This is a genomic window from Crenobacter oryzisoli (assembly GCF_030385785.1).
GTDB lineage: Bacteria > Pseudomonadota > Gammaproteobacteria > Burkholderiales > Chromobacteriaceae > Crenobacter_A > Crenobacter_A oryzisoli.
The window spans coordinates 61,088-83,089 of record NZ_JAUEDK010000020.1; the positions used below are offsets into that span (position 1 = coordinate 61,088).

Below are 22,002 nucleotides of genomic sequence, written 5' to 3' on the forward strand. Positions count from 1 at the left end.
AGGCACCTCGCGTGTTTGGCCGAGCCACATAGCAGCTAGGTTTGATCGTCGATCACATGTTCACTATAACTTAGAACAATGGGTTAATTTTCTCGTTAACTTACATTTCAAATGTGTAGTGAATACTTAAAAATAAGTAGAGGGAGGAGATCATGCAAAAAAACAATATAATAAACTTCAAATTGAAGTTGCCTGTGCTTACTGCTGCAACGGTAGCAGCGCTGACTGTTATGTCGGCTCAAGCATTCGAGTTCGGTGCCGAGAATAGCGACCTGACCGGCCATTGGGACACTGCCGTCAAACTAGACTTATCGCGCCGGACGTCAAGCCAAGACCCGCACATCGCAAAATCACCAAACTATAACGATGGCGATCTGAACTTCAACAAAGGCGAGTTCACTTCAGAACGCATCGATCTATTTAGCCAATTCGAGCTTGATTACAAGCACAAGATGGGGGTTCGTGTCAGTGGGGCGGCCTGGTACGATGCTGCCTACGACAACCTGAATAATCCCAATCCCACCCCCAATCACCTGGTAAACGGAAAGCCAACGGTCGGTCTGAGTGGCTACACTGATCGCTACGCCCACGGCCCCTCGGGGGAACTGCTGGAAGCCTACGCGTTTCGTAACTTCGACCTCGGCGGTCAGCAAAAACTCGACATCACAGCGGGCAAGAGCCTGCAATCCTGGGGCAACAGCACGCAGACGCTTCTGCATGGCATCAACTATGGGCAATACGCGTACGATCTCGGCAAATTGTACAGCGTCCCGCGCAACGAACCCCAGGAAGTGTTTCTACCTCGCGAACAGGTGACCGCAGACTATACGCTCTCACCGCAGTGGTCTTTTGGTGGGGAATACTTCCTCGACTGGCAGCATTCTCGCTTCCCGGAGGCAGGGTCTTACCTGGGCATGTACGACCTGGCGCTGGATGGTGGCGAAACCGCTTACGTTCCCAACATTCTCGGCGGTCTCGCTTTCCGTGGCTATGACCTGACCCCAAACAAAACCGGTGACTTTGGCGTCAATACAAAGTGGAGTCCAAGCTGGTTTGGCGGCTCCATCAGCCTGATTTACCGCCGCACCTCCGATACGCTGCCGGATACGGTAATACTCGACCCGGTACGCAAGCAATACCACATTGCCTATGCCAATGACATAGATATCTATGGCTTGAGCTTGTCGAAGGTCATAGCAGGCAACAAGGTGGGGATGGATGTGAGCTATCGGGATAACATGCCATTGGCTAGCCAGCCAATCCTCACCGTGTCACCTGCCAAGGCGGGCCAGCCAGGCTTTATCGCTGCTATCCCTCAACAGGGCGACACGGGCGGTGCAGTCGGTAAAACGCTGCACGTTGCATTGAACGACACCAAGGTTTTCGGTAAGACCCCGCTGTTCGATAAAGCCTTCCTCCAAGCTGAGCTGACCTATAACCGGCTCTTGTCGGTAACCGAAGGCTTTGCACAGTACCGTGGCAATTCGGCCTATACCGGTATCGACAAGTCCACCCGCGAATTCTTTGGCATGAACGCCTACTTCGCTCCAACCTGGAACCAGGTATTTCCGGGGGTAGATCTGTCCATGCCGTTGGTCTATTCGACCGGCATCAGTGGTGAATCAGCGGTGCCTTTGGGGGGTAATAAAGGTACCGGTAGTTATTCGGCCGGTATAGGCGCCCTGGTGAATTCCAAATATCAGATCGACCTCAGATACACCGCATTCTTTGGGGGGTATCGCGTCGCACCAAACGGGACTATTTCGTCTTATGCTGGTCTGAGTGCCTTGTTGAGCGATCGTAACAACGTATTGCTTACCTTCAAGACCAAGTTCTAATCGACATCCTCCCCCCGCCTAAGGCCGGGGGATTTCTACGGCGCTCGCTCAGGCATAGTGCCTGAGCGAATCTCTCCGGTGGGGGCCTGCAGCTGGTGACCTCACAGCATCTCTCTCTTCTCCTGCCAACCGGGCGTGCCGCGCCCTTGGATCGGCTAACAAAGATCCTTCTACAGCGTTGCGCCTCCTTGCCGTAATACTTGTACTGTCTACGGCCGCACACCTAGCCAAGACTGCTTTGCTGAGTTTTGTTTGATCGCGCCGACCGGATCGGCGTTTTCCTCGCAGCCGCATTCGAAGATGCGAACTGCACTTGTGTGCGCCAGTTGTCTGCCGACATGTGGTCGCAGCATGGGTAGGGGGCTTGTAATCGAGCTGGCGGCGGAACTCGAACCAGCCCTGATTCGGGGAGGGATGTGTGCCTGGATGGAGCCCGAGCCGGCTTATCCGGTTGCTCTGCATTGCCTGCCGCCGACTTGGACAGATTCCGTCCGGCCAATCCTCTATACACACTATTGCTTGTTTTGGCTGATGGCCGTTGAGGTGTTGTGCAGGTAGTCGCAGCGAACGTTGCCGATGGGGGGAAAGCGCTGAGCGCTGGCTTTCGACTTTTTTTAATTGCTATTAACTGGGTTTTGCGGCTCATGACCTGCAGCGCACGGCGTAAGCGGTCTTCATATCGTTTGAAGCTGTTGAGCGGCGTGTCTGGCCATCCGGCAACGTGTCAAAGTCGACAGCGCCCATGTCGATGCCACCAGCCGCCCCACCTTGTGCGGCCAATAGATAGCAAAGCCTACTGGCCGGTCATCATGGCCGAGCTATTCCAAGGCCATCTCAAAGAACGCACGCATCGCCTCTGTCACATAGCGCTGCTCGTGTCGCAGCATCAGGAAATTCCGCGACGGCAGAGGCCAGTGGAGTGCCGTCAGCGTCCCTGCACTGAGCGAGCCGGCGGCGACCAGTCGGGACATCACGGTCGCGCCAGCGCCAGCCTCGACCGCGGTGCGTACCGCTTCATTCGATGGGAGTTCAAGCCCGATCTCGAGCTCGGAGGGATCGACCCCTGAGCTTCGCACCATCTTTTCGAAGATCCCGCGGGTGCCCGATCCCTGTTCACGCAATACCCAGATGCTGTCGCGCATGTCTATATCGGCTGACATCGAATCGTGGCCGGCCCACGGATGAGTGGGGGCAACCACGAGCATTAGTTCATCCTGGGCAACCGCGCGTATTTCCAGCCCATTGGTGTCTACCTGATCTTCCACGAAACCGAGATCGACAGTTCCTTCATCAACTTGCCGGACGACCTGTTCGGTATTTGTGATCGTGAGGTTCAGCGAAATGCCAGGATAACGCGTACGAAAGCGCTGCATCACTTTCGGTATCCAGTAGTTGGCCACCGTTTGACTCGAGGCCAGCGATAATGTGCCACGCCGCAATCCGGCTAGATCTGACAGCATATTCCCGGCCGACGAGGCGCGGGTGAGCACTGCGCGTGCCTCGTCGAGAAACTGCCGACCGGCATCAGTCAGCACGATATTCCGGCGAATCCGGTGAAACAACTTGATGTCATACTGCGCTTCAAGGGCGGCGATTGAACTACTCACCGCCGATTGCGAAAGCGCCAGAGTGTTTGCCGCTCGCGTTACATGCTGCTGCTCTGCAACTGCAACAAAGATACGAAGTTGATCGAGGGTCATGGTTTTCAGCAAATCTCAAACTTTTCTCATGCCAAGCCCAGCGCTCGGATCAACATGAGACTGATGAGGGTGAGCGCGACAATCGACAGCACCACTGCGAGTGTCACGCGGGGTCCGGCCTTGGCAACCATTCTTACATCGACGCCGAGACCCAGTGCTGCCATCGAGATGATCGTCAACACGTTCGCCATACTGCTGATCGGCTGGAGCAATACCGTAGGAACGAGGTTGGCCGAGCGGAGGCCAACTAGCACCAGAAAGCCGACAATGAACCATGGCACGATTTTGTGCCAAGCGAGTTGCGGCTTCTTCTGCGCGGATGGCGATGTAGTCAGGTCTGCGCTACGAGATGAAACGATCGACAAAACGAGGATCACAGGGCCGAGCATCAGCACGCGGACCAGTTTGACAAGCGTTCCGAGATGGGCGCTAAGCGCCGAAACAGGAATCGTAGCAGCCAGCACCTGCGGCACTGCATAGACCGTCAATCCGGCCAGTACGCCGTACTGCAGGTTGCTAAGGTGGAGCAGGGGAACAAGCAGCGGCAGGCCGAGCACGACGATGACGCCAAGCACTGCGGTAAAGGCAATCGATGCGGCCACATCATCGCCATGTGCCCGGATTACCGGAGCCACAGCGGCGATCGCCGAGTTACCGCAGATCGAGTTGCCACAAGCAACCAGCATGGCTAGCCGGTGGTGCAAGCCAAGTAGCCGCCCGATACCGTAGCTGGTCAAGATAGTCACCGCAACGACGGCCACGATGCCTGCCAGCAGTCCCGCTCCGGCTGCCTTTAGGGTCTGTGCACTTAACGAGGCGCCCAGCAGGACCACGGCAATTTCCAGCAAGGTCTTGGCGCTGAAGTTGATCCCTGCATGCCAGTAAAGGGCTGGCTTCCAGAGGCTGCGCACCGCCGTGCCAATGAGAATGGCGAGGACCAATGCTTCCAGCCACGCGCGCCCGAACACACGTTGTTCAGCCAATTGCAACCCGAAAGCCGCCAGCGTGACGGCAATGCACAGGGCGATGCCTGGTGTATAGGTTCGCAACCAAACCAATGGGCGAGATGTGGCCGGGGTTATTCCAGTCAAAAGAGAGACTTCTGGTTGGAGTGACATCGCGTTCTCGATCATTCAGTGGTCAGGAAGATGAGCAATTATCGCGACAATGAATTCTATATTCCAACGCAGAATATAGAACGAATTGATTGGTTATATGGAACAATGCTCGAGGATGTCTGAAAAACTGCGTAATAAAAGAAAGCAGGCAACCGAGGGGCTGCATCCAACTTTGCCCCAATCTTTCTCTCGACAGACTAGCTGCTAGCGATGAGGCAAACCCCCCTCACAAGGAGGGGGCAGAAAAGTTATTGATGTAGGATGAAGCCGGCCAGCGTGTGTATATCCTGCGCGCTCAGCTGGGAGAACGGCGGCATCGGCACAGCCCCCCAGCGGCCGCTGCCGCCGTTGCGTATGCTGGCTTCTACTTTGCCTTGTGCCTGTGGGTCATGTGCGTACTTGGCGGCAACATCGCGGTAGGCCGGGCCGACCACCTTGTGGTCGATGGCATGGCAGGCCAGACAGCCGTTGCCTTGCAGCAGGGCCATGGCATTGCTCGGTGGCATTGCTGCAGGAACCGGCTGGCTGGCAATGCCGGAGGAGGCGACCACCGCGGCGGCGTCGACCTTGGCACTGCCGTAGGTGGTGGCGAGGTAGGTGCCGATGATCTTCACTTCCTCATCGCTGATCGGCGCGCCATAGGCGTGCTGCATCTTGCTTGCTTCGCCAGTCCATTGCGCCAGGCTCAGGCCGGGCGGCTGGTAGTTGATGTAGTCGGCCGAATGGCAGATCGAACATTTCTGCTGTGCTAACGCATAGCCCGGCAAGGGGCTGGGTTTGAACGCGGCAGTTTCCGGCGGCAGTTTGATTTCCAGAGGGCTGGCCGCGGCCATCAGCGCGGCGCCGACCAGTACGGTGCCCAGCAGGGCAGTGACGAATTTCATGCGGCCCTCCTCAGGCAACGATCACGTGGTAGGTTTCCACCGCGTGGCGGCGGTAGCCGCCCGGGTTCCAGTCGGCGTGCAGCGGCTGCGTTTCGCCGACCCGGTTGCTGGCGCGCACCATCAGCTGGGTGGTGCCCTTGCTGGCAAGCTTGATGTCGAGCCGCCATGGGCGGAAGGCATAGCGGCCGAGATCCTGCCCAAGAGTGGCGGTCTGCCAGCTTTGGCCGCCGTCGCTCGACACTTCCACCTTGGTGATGCCGCTGCCGTCATCGAAGGCGATGCCTTTGAGTGCAACCATCCGCTGCAGTGGCAATACGTCGCCGTGCTTCACATTGGTGATGAAGCTGCGCACAGCCAGCTTGGAGATCGGCTTGGTCTTCGCCGCCACGGTGCCTGGCGCCACGCACTGGCAATCGTTGTCCGGCACGCGGTAGCCCTTGGCCATGAAGAAGCCGTCGAAGGTGTGGTCGAGCACTTCGATTTCGCTCAGGTGCTTGACCCAGTAGGTGCCGAAGTAGCCCGGTACCACCAGGCGGATCGGATAGCCGTTGAGGAAGGGCAGGTCAGTGCCGTTCATCGACCAGGCGATCATCGGTTCGCCGTTCATGGCGTGATCGATGTCCAGTGCCTTGATGAACTCAGGGGTGGTTGGCAACACCGGCTTGTCCAGACCGCGGAAGCTTACCTGTTTGGCGGCGGCCTTGATGCCGGCCTTGGCCAGCACTGCCTTGAGTGGTACGCCCAACCAGCGGGCACAGCCCATGGAGCCGTTGCCCAACTGCGCGCCGAACACGCGCGGCATGGAAAAGCCGCGGCTGTTGCCGGAGCACTGGTTGACCGCCACCACTTCCACCGGCTGGGCGAGCGATTTGAGCTCGGCGAGCGAAAGCGACAGCGGAGTCTCGACCAGGCCCTTGACGTTCAACCGGTAAGTCTCCGGGTCGATACGGGTGGGGAAGTTGGCCAGGTGGTAGCGGACGAAGAAGGCGTCATTCGGGGTGATAGCCCCCTCGTTGAACACCTCGAATGGGGTTTCCAGATGTGGCGGCCGAGTGCTGACCACCAGCAGCGGGCGTTTCTGCGGATAGGCCACCAACGGCCGCGGCCCGGCAGCGTAGGTGACCTCTTCCGCTGTCTCTTCCGCATTGGCGGCCAGCGAGGCGAGCGGGGAGGCGGTCAGCGCCAGCGCTACCGCATCGCGTAGAAAGCGACGGCGGCCGGGCAGTTTGTCATCGGAAGCTTGTGACATGAAGGAGTCCCTCTGCATGAGCGACGCCCAGGGTGGTCTGTCCAGGGAGACATCCGCTCCTCAGGGCGATCTTATCGAGTTGATTCTTGCGCTAATGTAATGGGATCGGTTGTGAAGCACGCCCCCTGGTTCGAGGGGGCGGGTAAACCGATTTTTATGCTTTAAGCATTATGCGGGAAGCGCTTCCACCAGCGGTGCGCCGGTTAACTCGCGGACATCGGACACCGTCACGCCGGGCGCGAGTTCGACAAGTTTGAGGCCATCCGCGGTCACGTCGATGACGCACAGGTCGGTGATGATGCGGTTCACGCAGCGCACGCCGGTCAAGGGCAAGCTGCATTGCTTGACGATCTTGTGTGCGTTGCCCTTGGCGACATGTTCCATCAACAGCACCACCCGGCGTGCACCGGCTACCAGGTCCATCGCGCCGCCCATGCCCTTGATCATCTTGCCCGGGATCATCCAGTTGGCCAGATCGCCGTTCTCTGCCACTTCCATGGCACCTAGAATGGCCAGATCGATGTGGCCGCCGCGAATCATCGCGAACGAGTCGGCGCTGGAGAAGTAGGAGGCGCCCGGTACGGCGGTTACGGTCTGCTTGCCGGCGTTGATCAGGTCCGGGTCGACCTGCTCTTCGGTCGGGAACGGACCGATGCCGAGCAGGCCGTTCTCGGACTGCAGCCATACGTCCATTCCTTCCGGAATGTGATTGGCCACCAGGGTGGGCAGGCCGATGCCGAGGTTCACGTAGAAGCCGTCCTGCAGCTCTTGCGCCGCACGGCGGGCCATTTCATCGCGGGTCCATGCCATATCGGGTCTCCTTAGCTCTGCACGGTGAGTTGTTCGATGCGCTTCTCGGGCGAAGCGTTGACTACGATGCGGTCGACGTAGATGCCGGGCAGGTGGACTTCATCCGCGCCCAGTTCGCCGATTTCCACCAGTTCTTCGACCTCGGCCACGGTGATGCGGCCGGCCATCGCGCATACCGGGTTGAAGTTGCGCGCAGTCTTGTTGAATACCAGGTTGCCGGCCTTGTCGGCCTTCAGCGCCTTGACCAGCGCGATATCGGCGGTGAGCGAATGTTCGAGGATGTGCGGCACACCATTGAACTCGCGAACTTCCTTACCTTCAGCCACCACGGTACCAACGCCGGTGCGGGTGTAGAAGGCCGGGATGCCGGCACCGCCGGCCCGCAGCTTCTCGGCCAGCGTGCCTTGTGGGGTGAACTCCAGTTCGAGCTCGCCAGACAGATATTGACGCTCGAATTCCTTGTTGCCGCCCACATAGGACGAGACCATCTTCTTGATCTGACGGGTGGTCAGCAGCATGCCGAGGCCGATGTCGTCGATACCGGCATTGTTGCTGATGCAGGTGAGGCTGCGCGCACCGCTGTCGCGCAGCGCGGTGATCAAGGCTTCCGGAATGCCGCACAGGCCGAAGCCGCCGACGGCCAGGGTTTGGCCGTCGCGCACGATATCGGCCAGCGCGGCTTGCGCGTTGGGGTAGAGTTTGTTCATGACATCGCTCCAGGCAGGGGAGGTTGCAGTTAAATCGGGTCAGTGGCCGGGTCGGTGCGTAGCGCAAGCTGCATCGCTTCCAGCAACACCTCCGGCGGGTTGGCGCCGGAGAGTGGGATGGAGTGATTGAGCACGATGTGCGGCACGCCGCTGATACCTCGGTGCTGTGCCAGTTGCTGGGCGTGGCGAAGCTCGGCCATCCCGGCCGACGAGGCAAGGTAGGCCGCCACTTCTTGAGGCTCCATCCCGCAACGGGCCGCCAGGCTCGCGAGTACGGCCGGCCGGCCGATATCCAGGCCGTGCTGGAAATAGGCCTGGAACAGCACTTCGATCAGCGCTTCTTGCCGTTTCGGCCCGCCGAGCTGACCGGCGTACTGGATCAGGCGGTGCCCGGCCATGGTGTTGGGCAGCACTTCGATGCTTTCGAAATCAAATTCGAGGCCGGCCAAGCGCCCGGCACCCTGTACCTGCGCCCGGCGCTGTGCCACGTTGGCGGCACTGCCCAGGCGCTGCAGGTAGAACTCCTGATAGGGTCTTCCCAGGGGCGGGGTCTCCGGCAACAGGACGAGGGGGTGCCACACCGTGCTCACTTCGACGTCCGGCTGGCTGGCGCTCAATTGCGCCAGCGCGCTGTCGAAATGACGTTTGCCGATCCAGCACCAAGGGCAGATTAGGTCGAAGAAGACTTCGAACTTCATTTTCGGTTTCATCACGCGCCGCACAACTCGTGGATGAAATCATGCACCTGCGGCCACGGACCGAATCCGGCGGCCGGGTTGAGGTGCCCCACAGCACCGATGTCAGCCACACGGCTGCCCCAGGCCTGGGCCATTTCCACTACGCGCTGGTACTGGCCGAGCGGATCGTTGCTGCTGGCGGCCACGATGGAAGTGAAGGGGAGTGCCTTGCGCGGGATCGGCAGCCAGCTGTTGGCTGCGATGGCATCAGTACTCGGGTAGCCGGCCGGCATCGGCGACTCCAGGTCGGCCGGTGCCGCCAGCAGGGCACCCTGGATGGGGCGGCTGTGCTGCTGCGCCCATTGCACGGTGATCATGCAGCCGGCGCTGTGCGCCACGATTACGATCGGGCCGTCGATTTCGGAAACCACCTGCTGCATCGCGGCAACCCGGGCTGCACAGCTTAACTTGTCGGTTTCCAGCGGCGGCACCGACCGTACTTTCTGGCCAGCCTTAACCAACTGCTCTTCCAGCAGGGTCTGCCAATGTTCCGGCACGTGGTCGCGCAAGCCGGGAACGATCAGGATGGTGGTGTTCTTGTCGATATTCATGCGAGGTTCCTAGAGCAGGGCTTGGGTTTTGGCGTGATCGCGCATGGCATCCAGATAGCTCAGATCCTTGCGGTAAGTGCGTTTGCCGAACATGAACATGATGCAGGCGAGGAGACCCATGAGAGTAATGATGCGTAAGGCCATCAACAGGTTAAAGTGGTCGGCCAGCATGCCGGTGATGAATGGCCCGGGTGCCAACCCCAGCAGGTTGTTGGCCAGGGTCAAGGTGGCGAAGGCAGTGGCATGGATCGAGGTCGGCGTCAGGCGAGCTACCATGGCGCCAGCCGGCCCGGAGGTGCCTGCAACAAGGAAAACTCCGGTTGCCAGCAAGGCCAGCTGTAGCGGACCAGCAGGAAGTTGCAGCGCTAAGCTCATGCAGGTGAATGAGATCAGGCTGTAGGAGATGGCAAAGCTCCACTTACGCGCCGGGTCTTTTTGGCTGAAACGGTCGGTGATGATGCCGCACAACACCATGCCCATGCCTGCGACCAGCACAAAGGCGGCCGAAACCACACCGGCCTTGTCTGGGCGCATCGCGTAATAACGGTTCAGGTAGCTCGGGGTCCAGGCCATCATCGCAGCCATCACGAACAGTTGCAGACCACTACCGATGTAGGCGCAACGCACCGATCGGGTGGAGAACAGGCTTTTTAGCAGGGCACCGATTTCAAGGTCCTTTGCGACCTTGATTCGGTCAGTGCAGGTGTCATTTCTCTCTTGGGTGCTCAACCTGTTTTCGGTCACGGTCAGACGGTAAGCCAAGACCAGCAACAGGCCGAAAATGGCCATAGTGCCGAACGACCAGCGCCAGCCCATGTGTACGGCGATCATGCCGCCAATCGCCATACCGAGCACCGAGCCGAAGGCGCCTCCGGCCATGAAAGCGCCGGTCAGTGTCGCGCGCAGTCGCGACGGGAAAATGCTCAAAATAAGAGCAATACCCACGCTGCCATAAGCGGCTTCGCCAACGCCCACGAAAAAGCGCGCGATGAGCATTTCGCCAAAATTGCTAGCCAGCGCACAGCCCAGCGTTGCTAGCCCCCAGATCGAGGCCATCAGGATAATGCTCTTTACCCGACCCCAGCGGTCGGCCAGTACCGATAAGGGAAAGGTCAGCAGACCCACCATCAAGGCCACCACGCTGCTGAGCGAACCGAGCTGCGTGTCGGACAACCCCCATTCAGCCTTCAGCAGCGGGAAAACCGCATTGAGCACTTGGCGCGACATATAGTCGGACAAGAGCAGGCCGAATGTCAGCGCAAAGACCAGCCAGGCATAGGATCGGGAAATGGAGGATGGGTCAGCGTAATCCGACGTCATAGTTTTTGCTGTGTGCATTACCACGATGAGGCCCTTCGACTTGACGCAAATGGGTAAGTGATGCCTGCTCAGTTTCTTGTTGGCATAGGCGCCACTGCTCAGGTAGCCAAGGCCGTAGCCGGCCTTGGCTGCAGTAGGGGTTTATTTGCGCAGTGGTACGTTTTTCACGCCTGGCTGGCGGTTCGGCGCCATGCCGAGCGCGGCCAGCGTTTCATCTACGCTGTCGTACCAAGTGCCGATCTTGTAGATCTCGCGCGCTTCCTTGCCATTGGCCACGTCGCGCCCCAGTTCGTTGGCCACGCGCACCAGCTGCTTGACCTGCTCGACCGACGTCATGCGGTTGCCGCGCTGGTCGATCAGGGTGTCTTCGATGCCGCAACGCGGGTGGAAGCCCATAGCCATCGACATCATGTTGATCGGCAGCACGTTCTTCATCAGCGATTCCAGCGTCAGGCAAGCGCCATCCGGAGCACTGCGGACGAACTCCATCACGTTGAACGGGTTCGGGCCGTCGAAGCCGCCGCCGATACCCACCCAGGTGAGGTTCAGCGGACCCTTGTACACGCCGCGGCGCACCAGGCGCAGCAGGGTTTCCATCGAGTGCATGCCGGTGAGCTGGAAGTGCGGCTGGACGCCGGCGGCTTGCAGGCGCTTGAGGTGCTCTTCCACCCAAGCCGGGCCGGCTGGCACGGTCATTTCGCTGTAAGCGGCGCGGAAGACCGGGTCGGCCAGCGTGGTGCCGGCACAATCTTCCAGGGTCAAGAGTTCGGTGATGTTCATCTGCACCGTGTTGATCGCCACCGTCACCTGGTCTGGCTTCGGGGTCAGCTCGGCCAGCATGTGACGGGTGTCATCGCTCAGCCACTTGGCAGCCTGGCCGTCGTCTTCCGGCGCGAACGAGATCGAACCGCCCACCTGGATGATCATGTCCGGCACGGCCTTGCGCACGCCGTCGATCAGCTCGTTGAACTTGGACAAGCGCTTGGAGCCCTTGCCGTCCAGTTCTCGCACGTGCAGGTGCAGTACGGTGGCGCCGGCCTCGTAGCAGTCAACGGCTTTCTGGATCTGCTCTTCCATGGTCACCGGGATGTCTTCCGGATAGTCTTCCGGCATCCATTCCGGGCCGTACGGGGCAACGGTGATTACAACCTTGTCCTGGTTCTCCGGGTGCAGCGAATCGTCAAGAAATTGCATGATGTGTTCCTTCTTTAGACGTGAGTTGGCCCTGCCTGCCCGTTCAGGGCAGGTTTGGCATCCATTCAATCAAGGGGTTAAAACGGCTTGCTGCCGATGATGCCGGCGCGCTCCATCTTGCGATGGCACGGCGGGTAGTCCATCACCGCGTAATGCTGGGTGGCGCTGTTGTCCCAGATGGCCACGCTGTTCGGCTTCCAGCGCCAGCGAACCTGGTATTCCGGGATGTAGGCCTGGCTGATCAGATAGCGCAGCAATTCAGTACCGGCAAATACCAGGTCCTGGCCAAAACGCACATTGGCCGGCGTGTGATAGTTGGTGAAGTGCGTGGTGAAGGCGTTTACATACAGAATCTTTTCTCCGGTTTCCGGATGTATGCGCACCACGGGATGCTCCGGATCGGGAAACTGTTCCTTCAGCGCCAGGCGTTTTTCGATCGGCATGGCGGCCCCAAAGCTCGCTTCGATGCTGTGACGGGCTCGCAGGCCGGCGATCTTCGTCTTGATCTCTTCCGGCAGCTTCTCATACGCCAGTACCATGTTGGCCCACATGGTATCGCCGCCGACCGGTGGGCATTCTACGCAGCGCAGCACGGCGCCGAACTGCGGCGCTTCGCGCCATGTGGTGTCCGAGTGCCAGGCGTTTTCATACCGGTCCATCGGCTGGTCCGGGTTCTTGTAGATACGCACCAAGCCGGGGTACTCCGGATCGCTGCCGGCAACCGGATGATCTTCCAGCTCACCGAAACGGCGCGCAAAGGCCACGTGATCGGCACGGGTCATGTCCTGATCGCGCAAGAAAAGCACGCGGTGTTCCAGCAGAGCCGCACGGATTTCGGCGAACAGTCCGTCGTCGTGAATGGCATCGGCCAGCTTGACACCGGTCAGTTCGGCTCCGAGCGCATAAGTCAGTTGTTCGATACGCATGAGATTGACTCCTTGAGCGCGATCAGATGACGAACACCGACGAGCCGGTCGTCTTGCGCGATTCCAGATCGCGGTGTGCCTGTGCGGCATCCTCGAGCGCGTAACGCTGGTTGATCTCGATCTTGATGCGGCCGGCGGCCACATGGCCAAACAGCTCGGCAGCGAGTTCGTCCTTCTCTGCCGGATCGGCGATGTAGTCGGCCAGGGCCGGGCGGGTCAGGTAGAGCGAACCCTTCATCGCCAGAATCTGCGGGTTGAACGGCGGAATCGGGCCGGAGGCCGTGCCAACGCATACCATCAGGCCGCGGCGCTTGAGCGAATCGAGCGAAGCCTCGAAAGTGTCCTTGCCGACGCTGTCGAACACCACATTCACGCCGACGCCATCGGTCAGCTCGCGCACGCGCTTGGCCACGTCCTCGTGACTGTAGTTGATGGTGTGATCACAACCGTGAGCGCGGGCGATTTCCGCCTTGGCATCGCTCGAGACGGTGCCGATCACGTTCAGACCGAGAACCTTGGCCCACTGCGAGACGATCAGCCCCACACCGCCAGCGGCCGCGTGCAGCAGAATAGTGTCGCCGGCTTTGAAGTCCCAGATGCGGCGCATCAGGTAGGAGGATGTCAGGCCGCGCATGGTCATGGCGGCGGCGGTTTCGCAGCTGATGCCTTCCGGCAGTTTGATCAGCGGGGCGGCCGGAATCAGGCGTTCGGTACTGTAGGCGCCCAGCGTGTTGACGAAACCGGTGTAGGTGACGCGATCACCCACGGCAACGTTGGTCACGCCTTCGCCGACAGCTTCAACCACGCCAGCAGCTTCCACCCCCATGCCTGCAGGCAGTGGGATCGGATACAGGCCGGTGCGGAAATAGGTGTCGGCAAAATTGAGGCCGACCGCTTCGTGGCGCAGGCGCACCTGCCCCGGGCCGGGTGCGCCGACGGTTACTTCCTCGTATTTCAGAACTTCCGGTCCGCCGGCTTCGTAAAAGCGAATGGCATGTGCCATCTTGATCTCCTGTTCATCCGTGCGGGCGCTGGGCCCGCTAGGTAAATATGTCGTGCCGCTAGCGACTCAACTAGCAATGGGGGCGGTTAAATTCACGATGCGCGAAAACAAGTGCTTGAATTCGGTTTCGGTGTTGCCGCTGAAACGCGGATCATGGTTGCCGCAAAAAGCATTCTTGATTTCGTTCCAATCGGCTTCGGTCAAATGGCGCTGTGCCGCCGGAATGATGACGCCTTCCTCGCGGCCCAAATGCTCCCACATAAATTTGGCATATCGATCGACGGTGTCTTTCAGATCCTCCAGCGAGGATTCGCCCGCGGCGTATTTGTCGACGATGACAGCCAGCTCCATGATGAGTTGCGTATCTCGTTGATGTTGGCGTTCCAGCTCGTCGAGCTCTGCATTGACTTCCGAAGTGCGTTCGCGCAACTTGCGGAAGAGGTACTCGTTTTCTTTAGGATGATGCAGCATTGCTGGAAATGTCTGGATATAACGCATCATGGACTGCATCAATTCGATGTCTGGCGCGTGACCGTGCTCTTCCGCCGTTTGGATCAGATAGAGCCACGCGTGCAGAACGGCGGCGAGCGAGCGGTGTTCGTCGCGGATGATTGCGATGGCTTGGGCCGACAAGGAGGACTGGCTGGTCGCGGAGACCAATACCGGAATGTCGCTGTGCATCAGCACCTTGAGCGTTTGTGAGCCGAGCATCGTGCCGATGCTGCCACTCTTGCAGTGCGAAGCAACGAAAATCAGGTCGCAGCCGGCGTCGCGCGCGGTGGCGAGGATGGCTTGATACGGACTGTCGTTGACGGAACTTCCAGAGTCGCACGGTACGCCTTGCGCTCGCGCGGCTGATTCGGCCTTGGCGAGCAATTCACGCGTCCGGTTTTCGTAGACGTAGGTGAATTCCGCCGGCGCGATGCACCCTGGGGCTTCCGCCGTGCAGAACAGCGAGGCGGCATGGTCGGGCTGCGCGTGAAAAAAGGTGATGCGGGCATCAAGGGTGCGTGCAAACTCGACGGCGCGGCTCACCGTTTCGATGGAAAGATCGGTGTCGTCGATGGGGACTAGTAGGTGTCGGTACATGGCGGGCGGCTCCTGCAATAAACTTAAAGATGATTGTTTTTCATCCAGCGACCGAGACCAGCACCCTCCCGTCAACTATCCTGACTGGGAAGGTGGGAACAGTAAGTGCAGGAGAGCTGACATGAGCACCGGTCGTGACGTCGAAGCGCAAACCATGTGCGGGGCAGGCTACAGTGCGCCCGGAGATGCAACCGCCTGAGAGTGCCGAGCCCATGTGAGGACAAGCGTTCTCAATTGCATGGATGGCGCCATTCACATTGAACAGCGCGACGTCCTGACCGCTGATCCGTACGGCAAGCGAATGCCCTGGTGCAATATGCCCCTGGGCGCAGACGTCTTGATACGTCATCCGACTTTCCCCAATAACTAAGAGTGATCCTGAACTTAGCGTAAAGCCATGCTCTTTCCGATGCCCTACTCAGAAAAGGGAGGGAGGGGGGGGGTTGACCTGGTTTGACGATTCGAATGATCCTTTATAAAAGGATTGCCATTTGTAGCCCGATTGCTAAGTGGGCAAACTGATGGTGTTTTGCCGGCCAGACCTCGCGTTACATCCTTTCTTGCCTGCATGGAGGGTGTTCGACTTAGCCTATAGGCGCAGCTTGATGACCTCAGCGATTAGTGGCGTATTCGGCGCCGTTACCGAATTTGTTCTCAAGACAACCCCCCCGAAAGCCCCACGACATTTGTTGGTCCGGTCCCGGCTTGGCTCCGCTGAGGAAAGCCTGCGAGAGCACCGCTTGATCGTGGTGCAGGCACCCGCGGGCTTTGGGAAAACGTCCCTGCTTGCGCAGTGGCGACGCGAGTATTTGACGCAGGGCGCGGCGGTCGCCTGGTTGTCGGTGGACGGCCGGGACGATCCATATCGCTTCCTGCAAGGCCTGGTCCACGCTGTCAGAGTGGGCGCGGCACGCCCAGCTTTCGGGCGCGTCCTGCTGGAGGGCGCTACAGCGGCGGTGGGAGAACTGGAGGGCATGACAGCCTGGCTCGCCGAGTTGGCGATGTCCGCGCTGGATTTGGTTCTGTTCATTGATGAGGCCGACTCTCTGCCGGAGGCGAGCCTGGCAGCGTTGGCGTACCTCATGCACAACGCCCCGCGCAACTTGCGGATTGTTGTGGCGGCACGGGGTGGGGTTGATTCGGCGGTCGCCGACCTGGGCAGCTATGGGCAATGCGTGGTGCTTGGCCCGGAGATTCTCCGTTTTCGGTTTGATGAGACGATTGCATTGATCCGCAATCGCTTTGGCGCGAGAGTGGATGCGGACACCTGTGCCCGTTTGCATGAATTGACCGAAGGCTGGCCGCTTGGCCTGCAACTGGCTCTTTCCGCCATGGAGCGGGGCAGTGACCCGAGTTCGGTTGTCAACTCTTTGTCTACCAGTGCTGGTGACCTGCGCGATTATTTCGTCGATGGATTGATCTCGAAGCTGCCGGCTGAGGATCTGGCTTTTCTCACGCGCATTGCGGTGGTCGATCGACTTCATCCGGACCTCTGCCAGGCTTTGACCGGTCTTGAGCAGGCGCAGGAACTGCTCTCCCGTCTGATGCGGGAAACGCCCATCTTTGTTGCCGGCGAAAATGGAGCTTGGAGCCGCTTGCATATGCTGGCGCGTGATGTGTTGCGTGCGCGATTCGCGCTGTTGCCGGATAAGGAGAGGGCAGAACTGCATGGACGCGCCATGCAATGGTTGGCCGAGCACGGTATGGTGGAAGAGGCGGCAAGGCATGCCTATGCCGCTGGGGAATATCATGTTGCGTACGATCTTGCCGAGCGCTGTCTTTACGATGCCGTAAGGCAGGGCCAACAGGTGGCGGTGCTCGAGTGGCTTGAGCGCCTTTCGGAGAGAGATCTGGAGCAGCGCCCCCGTTTGCGTCTGGCGGCGGCGTGGGTGTTGGCGCGTAGCGAGCGCCACAGGGAGGCCGAGCAGCAGGTCGAGCGTCTCCTCGCAACCCCGAACATTGACGACGAGTTACGCTACGAATGCGCGTTGATTATGAGTGCGGCGGCGTATTTCGGCGACGATACCGACCGTTTCGTCGAACTTTTTGAGCCATGGGCCAACTCCCCGCCCACCCGTGACCCCTGGCTGCTGCAGATCCACGCCAATCGTCTGTCCGGCTGCGCCATCGTGCGGGGCGATGCGGCACAGGTGCGTCGCCACCAGCAGTTTGCCCCTAGTTTTGGCATCGACAAGCCGGGCAATTACGTGGCGCGCTGGGGCGGCTTCATGGTCGGCTTGAGTTATCTGGTCGAGGGCCAGCATCGCCTTGCCGAGGAGGCGCTGCGTCCGGCGCTGGCAGGGGCAGAGCTGGAGCTGGGCCGCCGCAATCCCCTGTCGTGCATGCTGGCCTCGCTGCTGGCCGCGGCGGTCTACGAGCGCGACCAGCTCGACGAGGCGGCTGCTTTGCTGGCCAATCGTCTCGATGTGCTGGAGCGTACCGGCACGCCGGAAACCGTGATGTATGCCTACCGTACCGCGGCTCGCGTGGCGGCGGCGCAGGGCGTTGAACACCGCGCCCTCGACTTGCTCGAAGCCATGTACACCACTGGTGTCGCGCGCGGCCTGCCCAAGCTGTGTGTCATCAGTCTGGCCGAGCAGATCCGCATCCATGCTTGGCGCTTCCGTTCCGAAACCTGCCGGGCGCTGGCGCAGCGGATCGACGAGATCGTCGAGAACGATACCGCGCACGGCCCGCTATGGCGGCGCATGGTGACCTTCTTCCAGAGCCTGGCGCACGCCTATGTGGCTGTATCGGCCCAGAACTGGCGCGGTGCGCTCGAGGCGCTTGCGGTGGCGGCGCCGCAGGCGGATGCGATGAAGCTCGGCCGCTACCGGATTTGCATCATGGCGCTGCGCGCCTTTGCGCTCGACCATGTTGGTGAGGACGGTGTGGCCTTAATCAGGGAAGCCATGAATCTAGCTCAAACCTTCGGCTTGGCCCGCACGCTTGCTGATGCTCATCCGTCGTTGGCCGACTGGGCGCGTCGCATGGCCGAGGAGAGTGAGGAGGGCGGCGGGGTCGTCCAGATTCCGCGCGTCGCCCGTCCGCCTGTGGAGCACAGGGTCTCGGCGCCGCGTGCGCTTCCCAGCATGGTGCTAACGCCCAGGGAGCGGGATCTGCTTGAACAATTGGCGCGTAATCTCTCGAACAAAGAAATTGCCATGGCAATGTCAGTGAGCGAGGAAACGGTCAAGTGGCACCTGAAAAACCTGTTTGGCAAGCTGGATGTCGGCTCGCGCAAGCAGGTCGTGCGGCGTGCGCAACTTTTGGGGTTCCTGGAAGGGGCGGAATATATGCCGTCACCTTCACGCTAGCCTTTGCGCTCTCGAGGAATGGAACTCGCAGAAAAATGTTTTCTGCAGTTGGGTGGACTGGGCGAAGAGCCTGGTGTTAATGTCCAAAAACAATAAAGCCAGTCATGAAGTAATGAAGTCTGACTTGAATTGATCATGGCGGAAAAGCGAAGAGGCCCTTTGGGCCTCTTCGCTTTTTGCAGCATGAGTTACTGCCGTACTTCTATCCGCCAGGCAGTGTATCGACCAAAGTCACCATACCTCAAGGCGCGTCCCGCTCAAGGGGGCATCCATACCATTAACAAAGAGGGTAGGGGGCTAGTATCAATTATTACCCCTTGAACGCGTGGAGATGGCCATGAATGATGCATACAACCTTCAGCGTTTCATTGATGCTCAAGCCGGTATCTATGAATCCGTCCTCAGCGAGTTGAGAGCGGGGCGAAAACGTGGGCACTGGATATGGTACATCTTTCCGCAGATAGACGGGCTTGGCAGCAGTGCGATGTCGCTGGAGTATGCGATCAAGTCTCAAGGTGAAGCCAAGGCCTATCTTGAGCATCCGCTCCTGGGGGAGCGTTTGAGAGAGTGCACGCAGCTTGTTTTGAACCTGGAGGGGCTTACTGCCCAGCAGATCTTCTCCTACCCGGACACACTCAAGTTCCGTTCCTGTATGACGTTGTTTGACCGAACAGCGTGCGATTCAACAATTTTTCGAGACGCGCTGGTCAAGTACTTCGGAGGGGAGCCAGACCCCTTGACTCTCGATCTTCTCCAGAAGAAAGCAGACTGAAGGGCTTTGTCTTGTGCATATTGAACAACTCGTTATAGAGCCCGGCATAGCCGACATCATCGATGCGGCTCGCCCAACCCGCTGCCCCCGCCGCACCGGCAAGGCAGGCCCGCGCAATTAAAAAGCCGCCCCGAAGGGCGGGTCAGGCTCAGGAACGGCGGCGATCAGGCGTGCTCGACCGCCTTCACCAGCTCCTCAACCACCTTCTTGGCGTCGCCGAACACCATCATGGTCTTGTCCATGTAGAACAACTCGTTGTCGAGCCCGGCATAGCCGGCGTTCATCGAGCGTTTCACCACGATGGTGGTGCGCGCCTTGTACGCCTCCAGGATCGGCATGCCGTAGATCGGGCTGCCCTTGTCCTTCTGCGCCGCCGGGTTCACCACGTCGTTGGCGCCGATCACCAGCACCACGTCGGTGTTGGAGAAGTCGGAGTTGATCTCTTCCATCTCCAGCACCTGCTCGTACGGCACTTCGGCTTCGGCCAGCAGCACGTTCATGTGCCCCGGCATCCGGCCGGCCACCGGGTGGATCGCGTAGCGCACGTTGACCCCCTTCTCGGTCAGCTTGTCGGCGAACTCCTGCAGCGCGTGCTGGGCGCGCGACACCGCCAGGCCGTAACCCGGCACGATGATCACGCTGTCGGCGTTGCCCATCAGGAACGCCGCATCGTCGGCCGAGCCGGACTTGTAATTCTTCGGCCCGGACGCCGCACTGCCACCGGCGGCCGCCTCGGCGCCGAAGCCGCCGAGCAGCACCGACACGATCGAGCGGTTCATCGCCTTGCACATGATGTACGACAGGATCGCACCGGACGAGCCGACGCAGGCACCGGCGATGATCAGCACCGGGTTGTTCAGCGTGAAGCCGATGCCGGCGGCCGCCCAGCCCGAGTACGAGTTCAGCATCGACACCACCACCGGCATGTCGGCGCCGCCGATCGGGATGATCAAGGTCACGCCCAGCACCAGCGCCACCGCCAGCATCGCCAGGAAGGCGGCGTGGCTGTCGGTGACGAAGTAGGCGAGACCGAAGCCGACCATCGAGAGCGCCAGCACCAGGTTCAACAGGTGCTGGCCGCCGAACGACACCGCCTTGGAGCCGAACTTGCCGGACAGCTTGCCGTAGGCGATCACCGACGCGGTGAAGGTGATCGCGCCGATGAAGGCGCCGATGAACAGCTCGACCTTCTGGACCGGGGTGTGCTCCTGGCCGGTGTGGAAGATCGCGGCCACGGCGATCAGCACCGCTGACAGACCGACCAGCGAGTGCATCGCCGCCACCAGTTCCGGCATGCCGGTCATCTCGACCGTCTTGGCCTTCCAGGTGCCGATCAGCGCGCCGGCGGCGATCGCGCCACCGAGCAGCGCCCACACCGGCTTGTCCATGATCATCAGCGTGGTGACCACGGCGATCACCATGCCGATCATGCCGAAGGTGTTACCGCGTCGCGCCGAGGTCGGCGACGACAGCCCCTTGAGCGCGAGGACGAACAGCACCGCCGCGACCAGATAGAGAATTGCAGAAAGATTGATCATCGGGTCGGCTCCTTAGCGTTGCTTCTTCTTGAACATGTCGAGCATGCGCTGGGTCACCAGGAAGCCGCCGAAGATGTTGATGCTGGCGAGGAAGATGCCGATCGCGCCGAGCACCGAGGTCAGCGTGAGCTGTGCACCGTTGATGTCGACCACCTGCAGCAGGGCGCCGACGATGATGATGCCCGAGATGGCATTGGTCACCGCCATCAGCGGGGTGTGCAGCGCCGGGGTGACGTTCCAGACCACGTGGTAGCCGACGAACACGGCCAGCACGAACACGGTCAGGCTGGTGATAAACGGATCTACAACCATGAAACTCTCCTGAATGCGGTCACGCGCCGGCCTGGACGGCAGCCGGGGCGGCGGAAGCGGCGGCCGGGGCAGCCTGGCCGAAGCGCAGTTCGCCGGCGTGGGTCACCAGCGTGGCGGCCAGCAGCTCGTCTTCCAGATTGATCGAGAAGCCTTCCTTGGTGAGCATCAGGCTCAGGAAGGTCAGCAGGTTCTTGGCGTACAGCGCCGAGGCATCGCCGGCCATCAGGCCCGGCAGGTTGGCCGTGCCGACCACGGTGACGCCGTTGTCGGTGTGCACCACCTCGCCACAGCGGGTCGATTCGACGTTGCCGCCGCTCTCGGCCGCCATGTCGACGATCACGCTGCCCGGCTTCATCGCCGCCACGGTGGCGGCGGACAACAGGCGCGGCGCCGGCTTGCCGGGGATCAGCGCGGTGGTGATCACGATGTCGGCCTGCTTGGCGTGCTTGTCGACTAGCTCGGTCTGGCGGCGCTGGTAGTCCTCGGACATCTCCTTGGCGTACACGCCGTCGTTGGCGGCCTTCTCCGCGTCGGTCATCGGCACCTCGACGAACTTGGCGCCGAGCGATTCGACCTGTTCCTTGGTGGACGGCCGCACGTCGAACGCCTCGACCACCGCGCCGAGGCGCTTGGCGGTGGCGATCGCCTGCAGGCCGGCCACGCCGACGCCGAGGATCAGCACCCGCGCCGGCTTCACCGTGCCGGCAGCGGTCATCAGCATCGGCATGAAGCGCGGGTAATAGTGGTTGGCGAGCAGCACCGCCTTGTAGCCGGCGATGTTGTTCTGGCTGGACAGCACGTCCATGGACTGGGCGCGGGTGGTGCGCGGCAGCAGCTCCATCGCGAACGCCGACGCCTGCTTGGCGGCCAGCTTCGGCAGGTCGGGGTTGCTGTACGGCGCGAGCATGCCGATCAGCACCGCCCCGTCCTTCAGCTG

20 protein-coding genes are annotated in these 22,002 nt (G+C 60.5%); 3 read left to right on the top strand and 17 right to left on the bottom strand.

All coding sequences use genetic code 11. The annotated features are described in order from the left end of the window. The first annotated feature begins 152 nt into the window (after positions 1–152). Positions 153–1,838, top strand: coding sequence for a DUF1302 domain-containing protein (locus QU481_RS12320; protein WP_289830318.1), 1,686 nt, complete (start codon positions 153–155; stop codon positions 1,836–1,838). An 818-nt stretch (positions 1,839–2,656) separates the two neighbouring features. Here QU481_RS12320 and QU481_RS12325 read toward each other — a convergent pair. The 14 genes from QU481_RS12325 to nirD all read right to left on the bottom strand — a co-directional run bounded on the left by QU481_RS12325 (position 2,657) and on the right by nirD (position 15,475). After that, positions 2,657–3,538 (bottom strand): LysR family transcriptional regulator, encoded by an 882-nt coding sequence (locus tag QU481_RS12325; protein WP_289830319.1) that lies wholly within the window; start codon positions 3,536–3,538, stop codon positions 2,657–2,659. 26 nt (positions 3,539–3,564) lie between these two features. Next, positions 3,565–4,671, bottom strand: coding sequence for a YeiH family protein (locus QU481_RS12330; protein WP_289830320.1), 1,107 nt, complete (start codon positions 4,669–4,671; stop codon positions 3,565–3,567). A gap of 233 nt (positions 4,672–4,904) precedes the next feature. Further along, positions 4,905–5,540, bottom strand: a complete 636-nt coding sequence (gene sorB / locus QU481_RS12335) for a SorB family sulfite dehydrogenase c-type cytochrome subunit (protein ID WP_289830321.1) — start codon at positions 5,538–5,540, stop codon at positions 4,905–4,907. A 10-nt stretch (positions 5,541–5,550) separates the two neighbouring features. Next, positions 5,551–6,789, bottom strand: a complete 1,239-nt coding sequence (gene sorA, locus QU481_RS12340) for a SorA family sulfite dehydrogenase catalytic subunit (RefSeq protein WP_289830322.1) — start codon at positions 6,787–6,789, stop codon at positions 5,551–5,553. A gap of 168 nt (positions 6,790–6,957) precedes the next feature. Continuing rightward, positions 6,958–7,599 carry a CoA transferase subunit B gene (locus tag QU481_RS12345; RefSeq protein ID WP_289830323.1) on the bottom strand — a complete coding sequence of 214 codons (642 nt, stop codon included), beginning with the start codon at positions 7,597–7,599 and terminating at the stop codon, positions 6,958–6,960. A gap of 11 nt (positions 7,600–7,610) precedes the next feature. Then, positions 7,611–8,306, bottom strand: coding sequence for a CoA transferase subunit A (locus QU481_RS12350; RefSeq protein ID WP_289830324.1), 696 nt, complete (start codon positions 8,304–8,306; stop codon positions 7,611–7,613). 29 nt (positions 8,307–8,335) lie between these two features. Then, the gene (locus tag QU481_RS12355; RefSeq protein ID WP_289830325.1) at positions 8,336–9,004 is read right to left on the bottom strand and encodes a DsbA family oxidoreductase; all 669 of its coding nucleotides are present in this window, start codon (positions 9,002–9,004) and stop codon (positions 8,336–8,338) included. 11 nt (positions 9,005–9,015) lie between these two features. Continuing rightward, positions 9,016–9,594 (bottom strand): RBBP9/YdeN family alpha/beta hydrolase, encoded by a 579-nt coding sequence (locus QU481_RS12360; protein WP_289830326.1) that lies wholly within the window; start codon positions 9,592–9,594, stop codon positions 9,016–9,018. A gap of 9 nt (positions 9,595–9,603) precedes the next feature. Beyond that, entirely contained in the window at positions 9,604–10,914 is a 1,311-nt protein-coding gene (locus tag QU481_RS12365) for an MFS transporter (protein WP_289830327.1), read from the bottom strand. Between the two features lie 141 nt (positions 10,915–11,055). Next, positions 11,056–12,108, bottom strand: a complete 1,053-nt coding sequence (locus QU481_RS12370) for a beta-keto acid cleavage family enzyme (RefSeq protein ID WP_289830328.1) — start codon at positions 12,106–12,108, stop codon at positions 11,056–11,058. Between the two features lie 77 nt (positions 12,109–12,185). Then, complete coding sequence (locus tag QU481_RS12375; RefSeq protein ID WP_289830329.1) at positions 12,186–13,034, bottom strand: TauD/TfdA dioxygenase family protein; 849 nt, start codon at positions 13,032–13,034, stop codon at positions 12,186–12,188. A 22-nt stretch (positions 13,035–13,056) separates the two neighbouring features. Beyond that, positions 13,057–14,037 (bottom strand): quinone oxidoreductase family protein, encoded by a 981-nt coding sequence (locus QU481_RS12380; RefSeq protein WP_289830330.1) that lies wholly within the window; start codon positions 14,035–14,037, stop codon positions 13,057–13,059. A 66-nt stretch (positions 14,038–14,103) separates the two neighbouring features. Continuing rightward, positions 14,104–15,126, bottom strand: coding sequence for a universal stress protein (locus QU481_RS12385; protein WP_289830331.1), 1,023 nt, complete (start codon positions 15,124–15,126; stop codon positions 14,104–14,106). Between the two features lie 40 nt (positions 15,127–15,166). Further along, positions 15,167–15,475, bottom strand: coding sequence for a nitrite reductase small subunit NirD (nirD, locus tag QU481_RS12390; protein ID WP_289830332.1), 309 nt, complete (start codon positions 15,473–15,475; stop codon positions 15,167–15,169). 256 nt (positions 15,476–15,731) lie between these two features. On the opposite strand from nirD, the gene QU481_RS12395 reads away from it, so the two are divergent. Together QU481_RS12395 and QU481_RS12400 are read left to right on the top strand one after the other, a co-directional pair. Next, complete coding sequence (locus QU481_RS12395) at positions 15,732–18,443, top strand: winged helix-turn-helix domain-containing protein (RefSeq protein ID WP_494337228.1); 2,712 nt, start codon at positions 15,732–15,734, stop codon at positions 18,441–18,443. Between the two features lie 337 nt (positions 18,444–18,780). Then, a complete protein-coding gene (locus tag QU481_RS12400) occupies positions 18,781–19,215 on the top strand; it encodes a DUF1810 domain-containing protein (protein WP_289830334.1) in 435 nt (144 codons plus the stop codon). A 164-nt stretch (positions 19,216–19,379) separates the two neighbouring features. Here the strand turns inward: QU481_RS12400 and QU481_RS12405 are convergent, their stop codons facing one another. The 3 genes from QU481_RS12405 to QU481_RS12415 form a co-directional block, all read right to left on the bottom strand. Next, positions 19,380–20,753, bottom strand: coding sequence for an NAD(P)(+) transhydrogenase (Re/Si-specific) subunit beta (locus QU481_RS12405; RefSeq protein ID WP_289830335.1), 1,374 nt, complete (start codon positions 20,751–20,753; stop codon positions 19,380–19,382). Between the two features lie 12 nt (positions 20,754–20,765). Further along, positions 20,766–21,065, bottom strand: a complete 300-nt coding sequence (locus QU481_RS12410) for a proton-translocating transhydrogenase family protein (RefSeq protein ID WP_289830336.1) — start codon at positions 21,063–21,065, stop codon at positions 20,766–20,768. A gap of 19 nt (positions 21,066–21,084) precedes the next feature. Further along, the coding region (locus tag QU481_RS12415) for an NAD(P) transhydrogenase subunit alpha (protein ID WP_289830337.1) at positions 21,085–22,002 on the bottom strand (918 nt) is incomplete at its 5' end.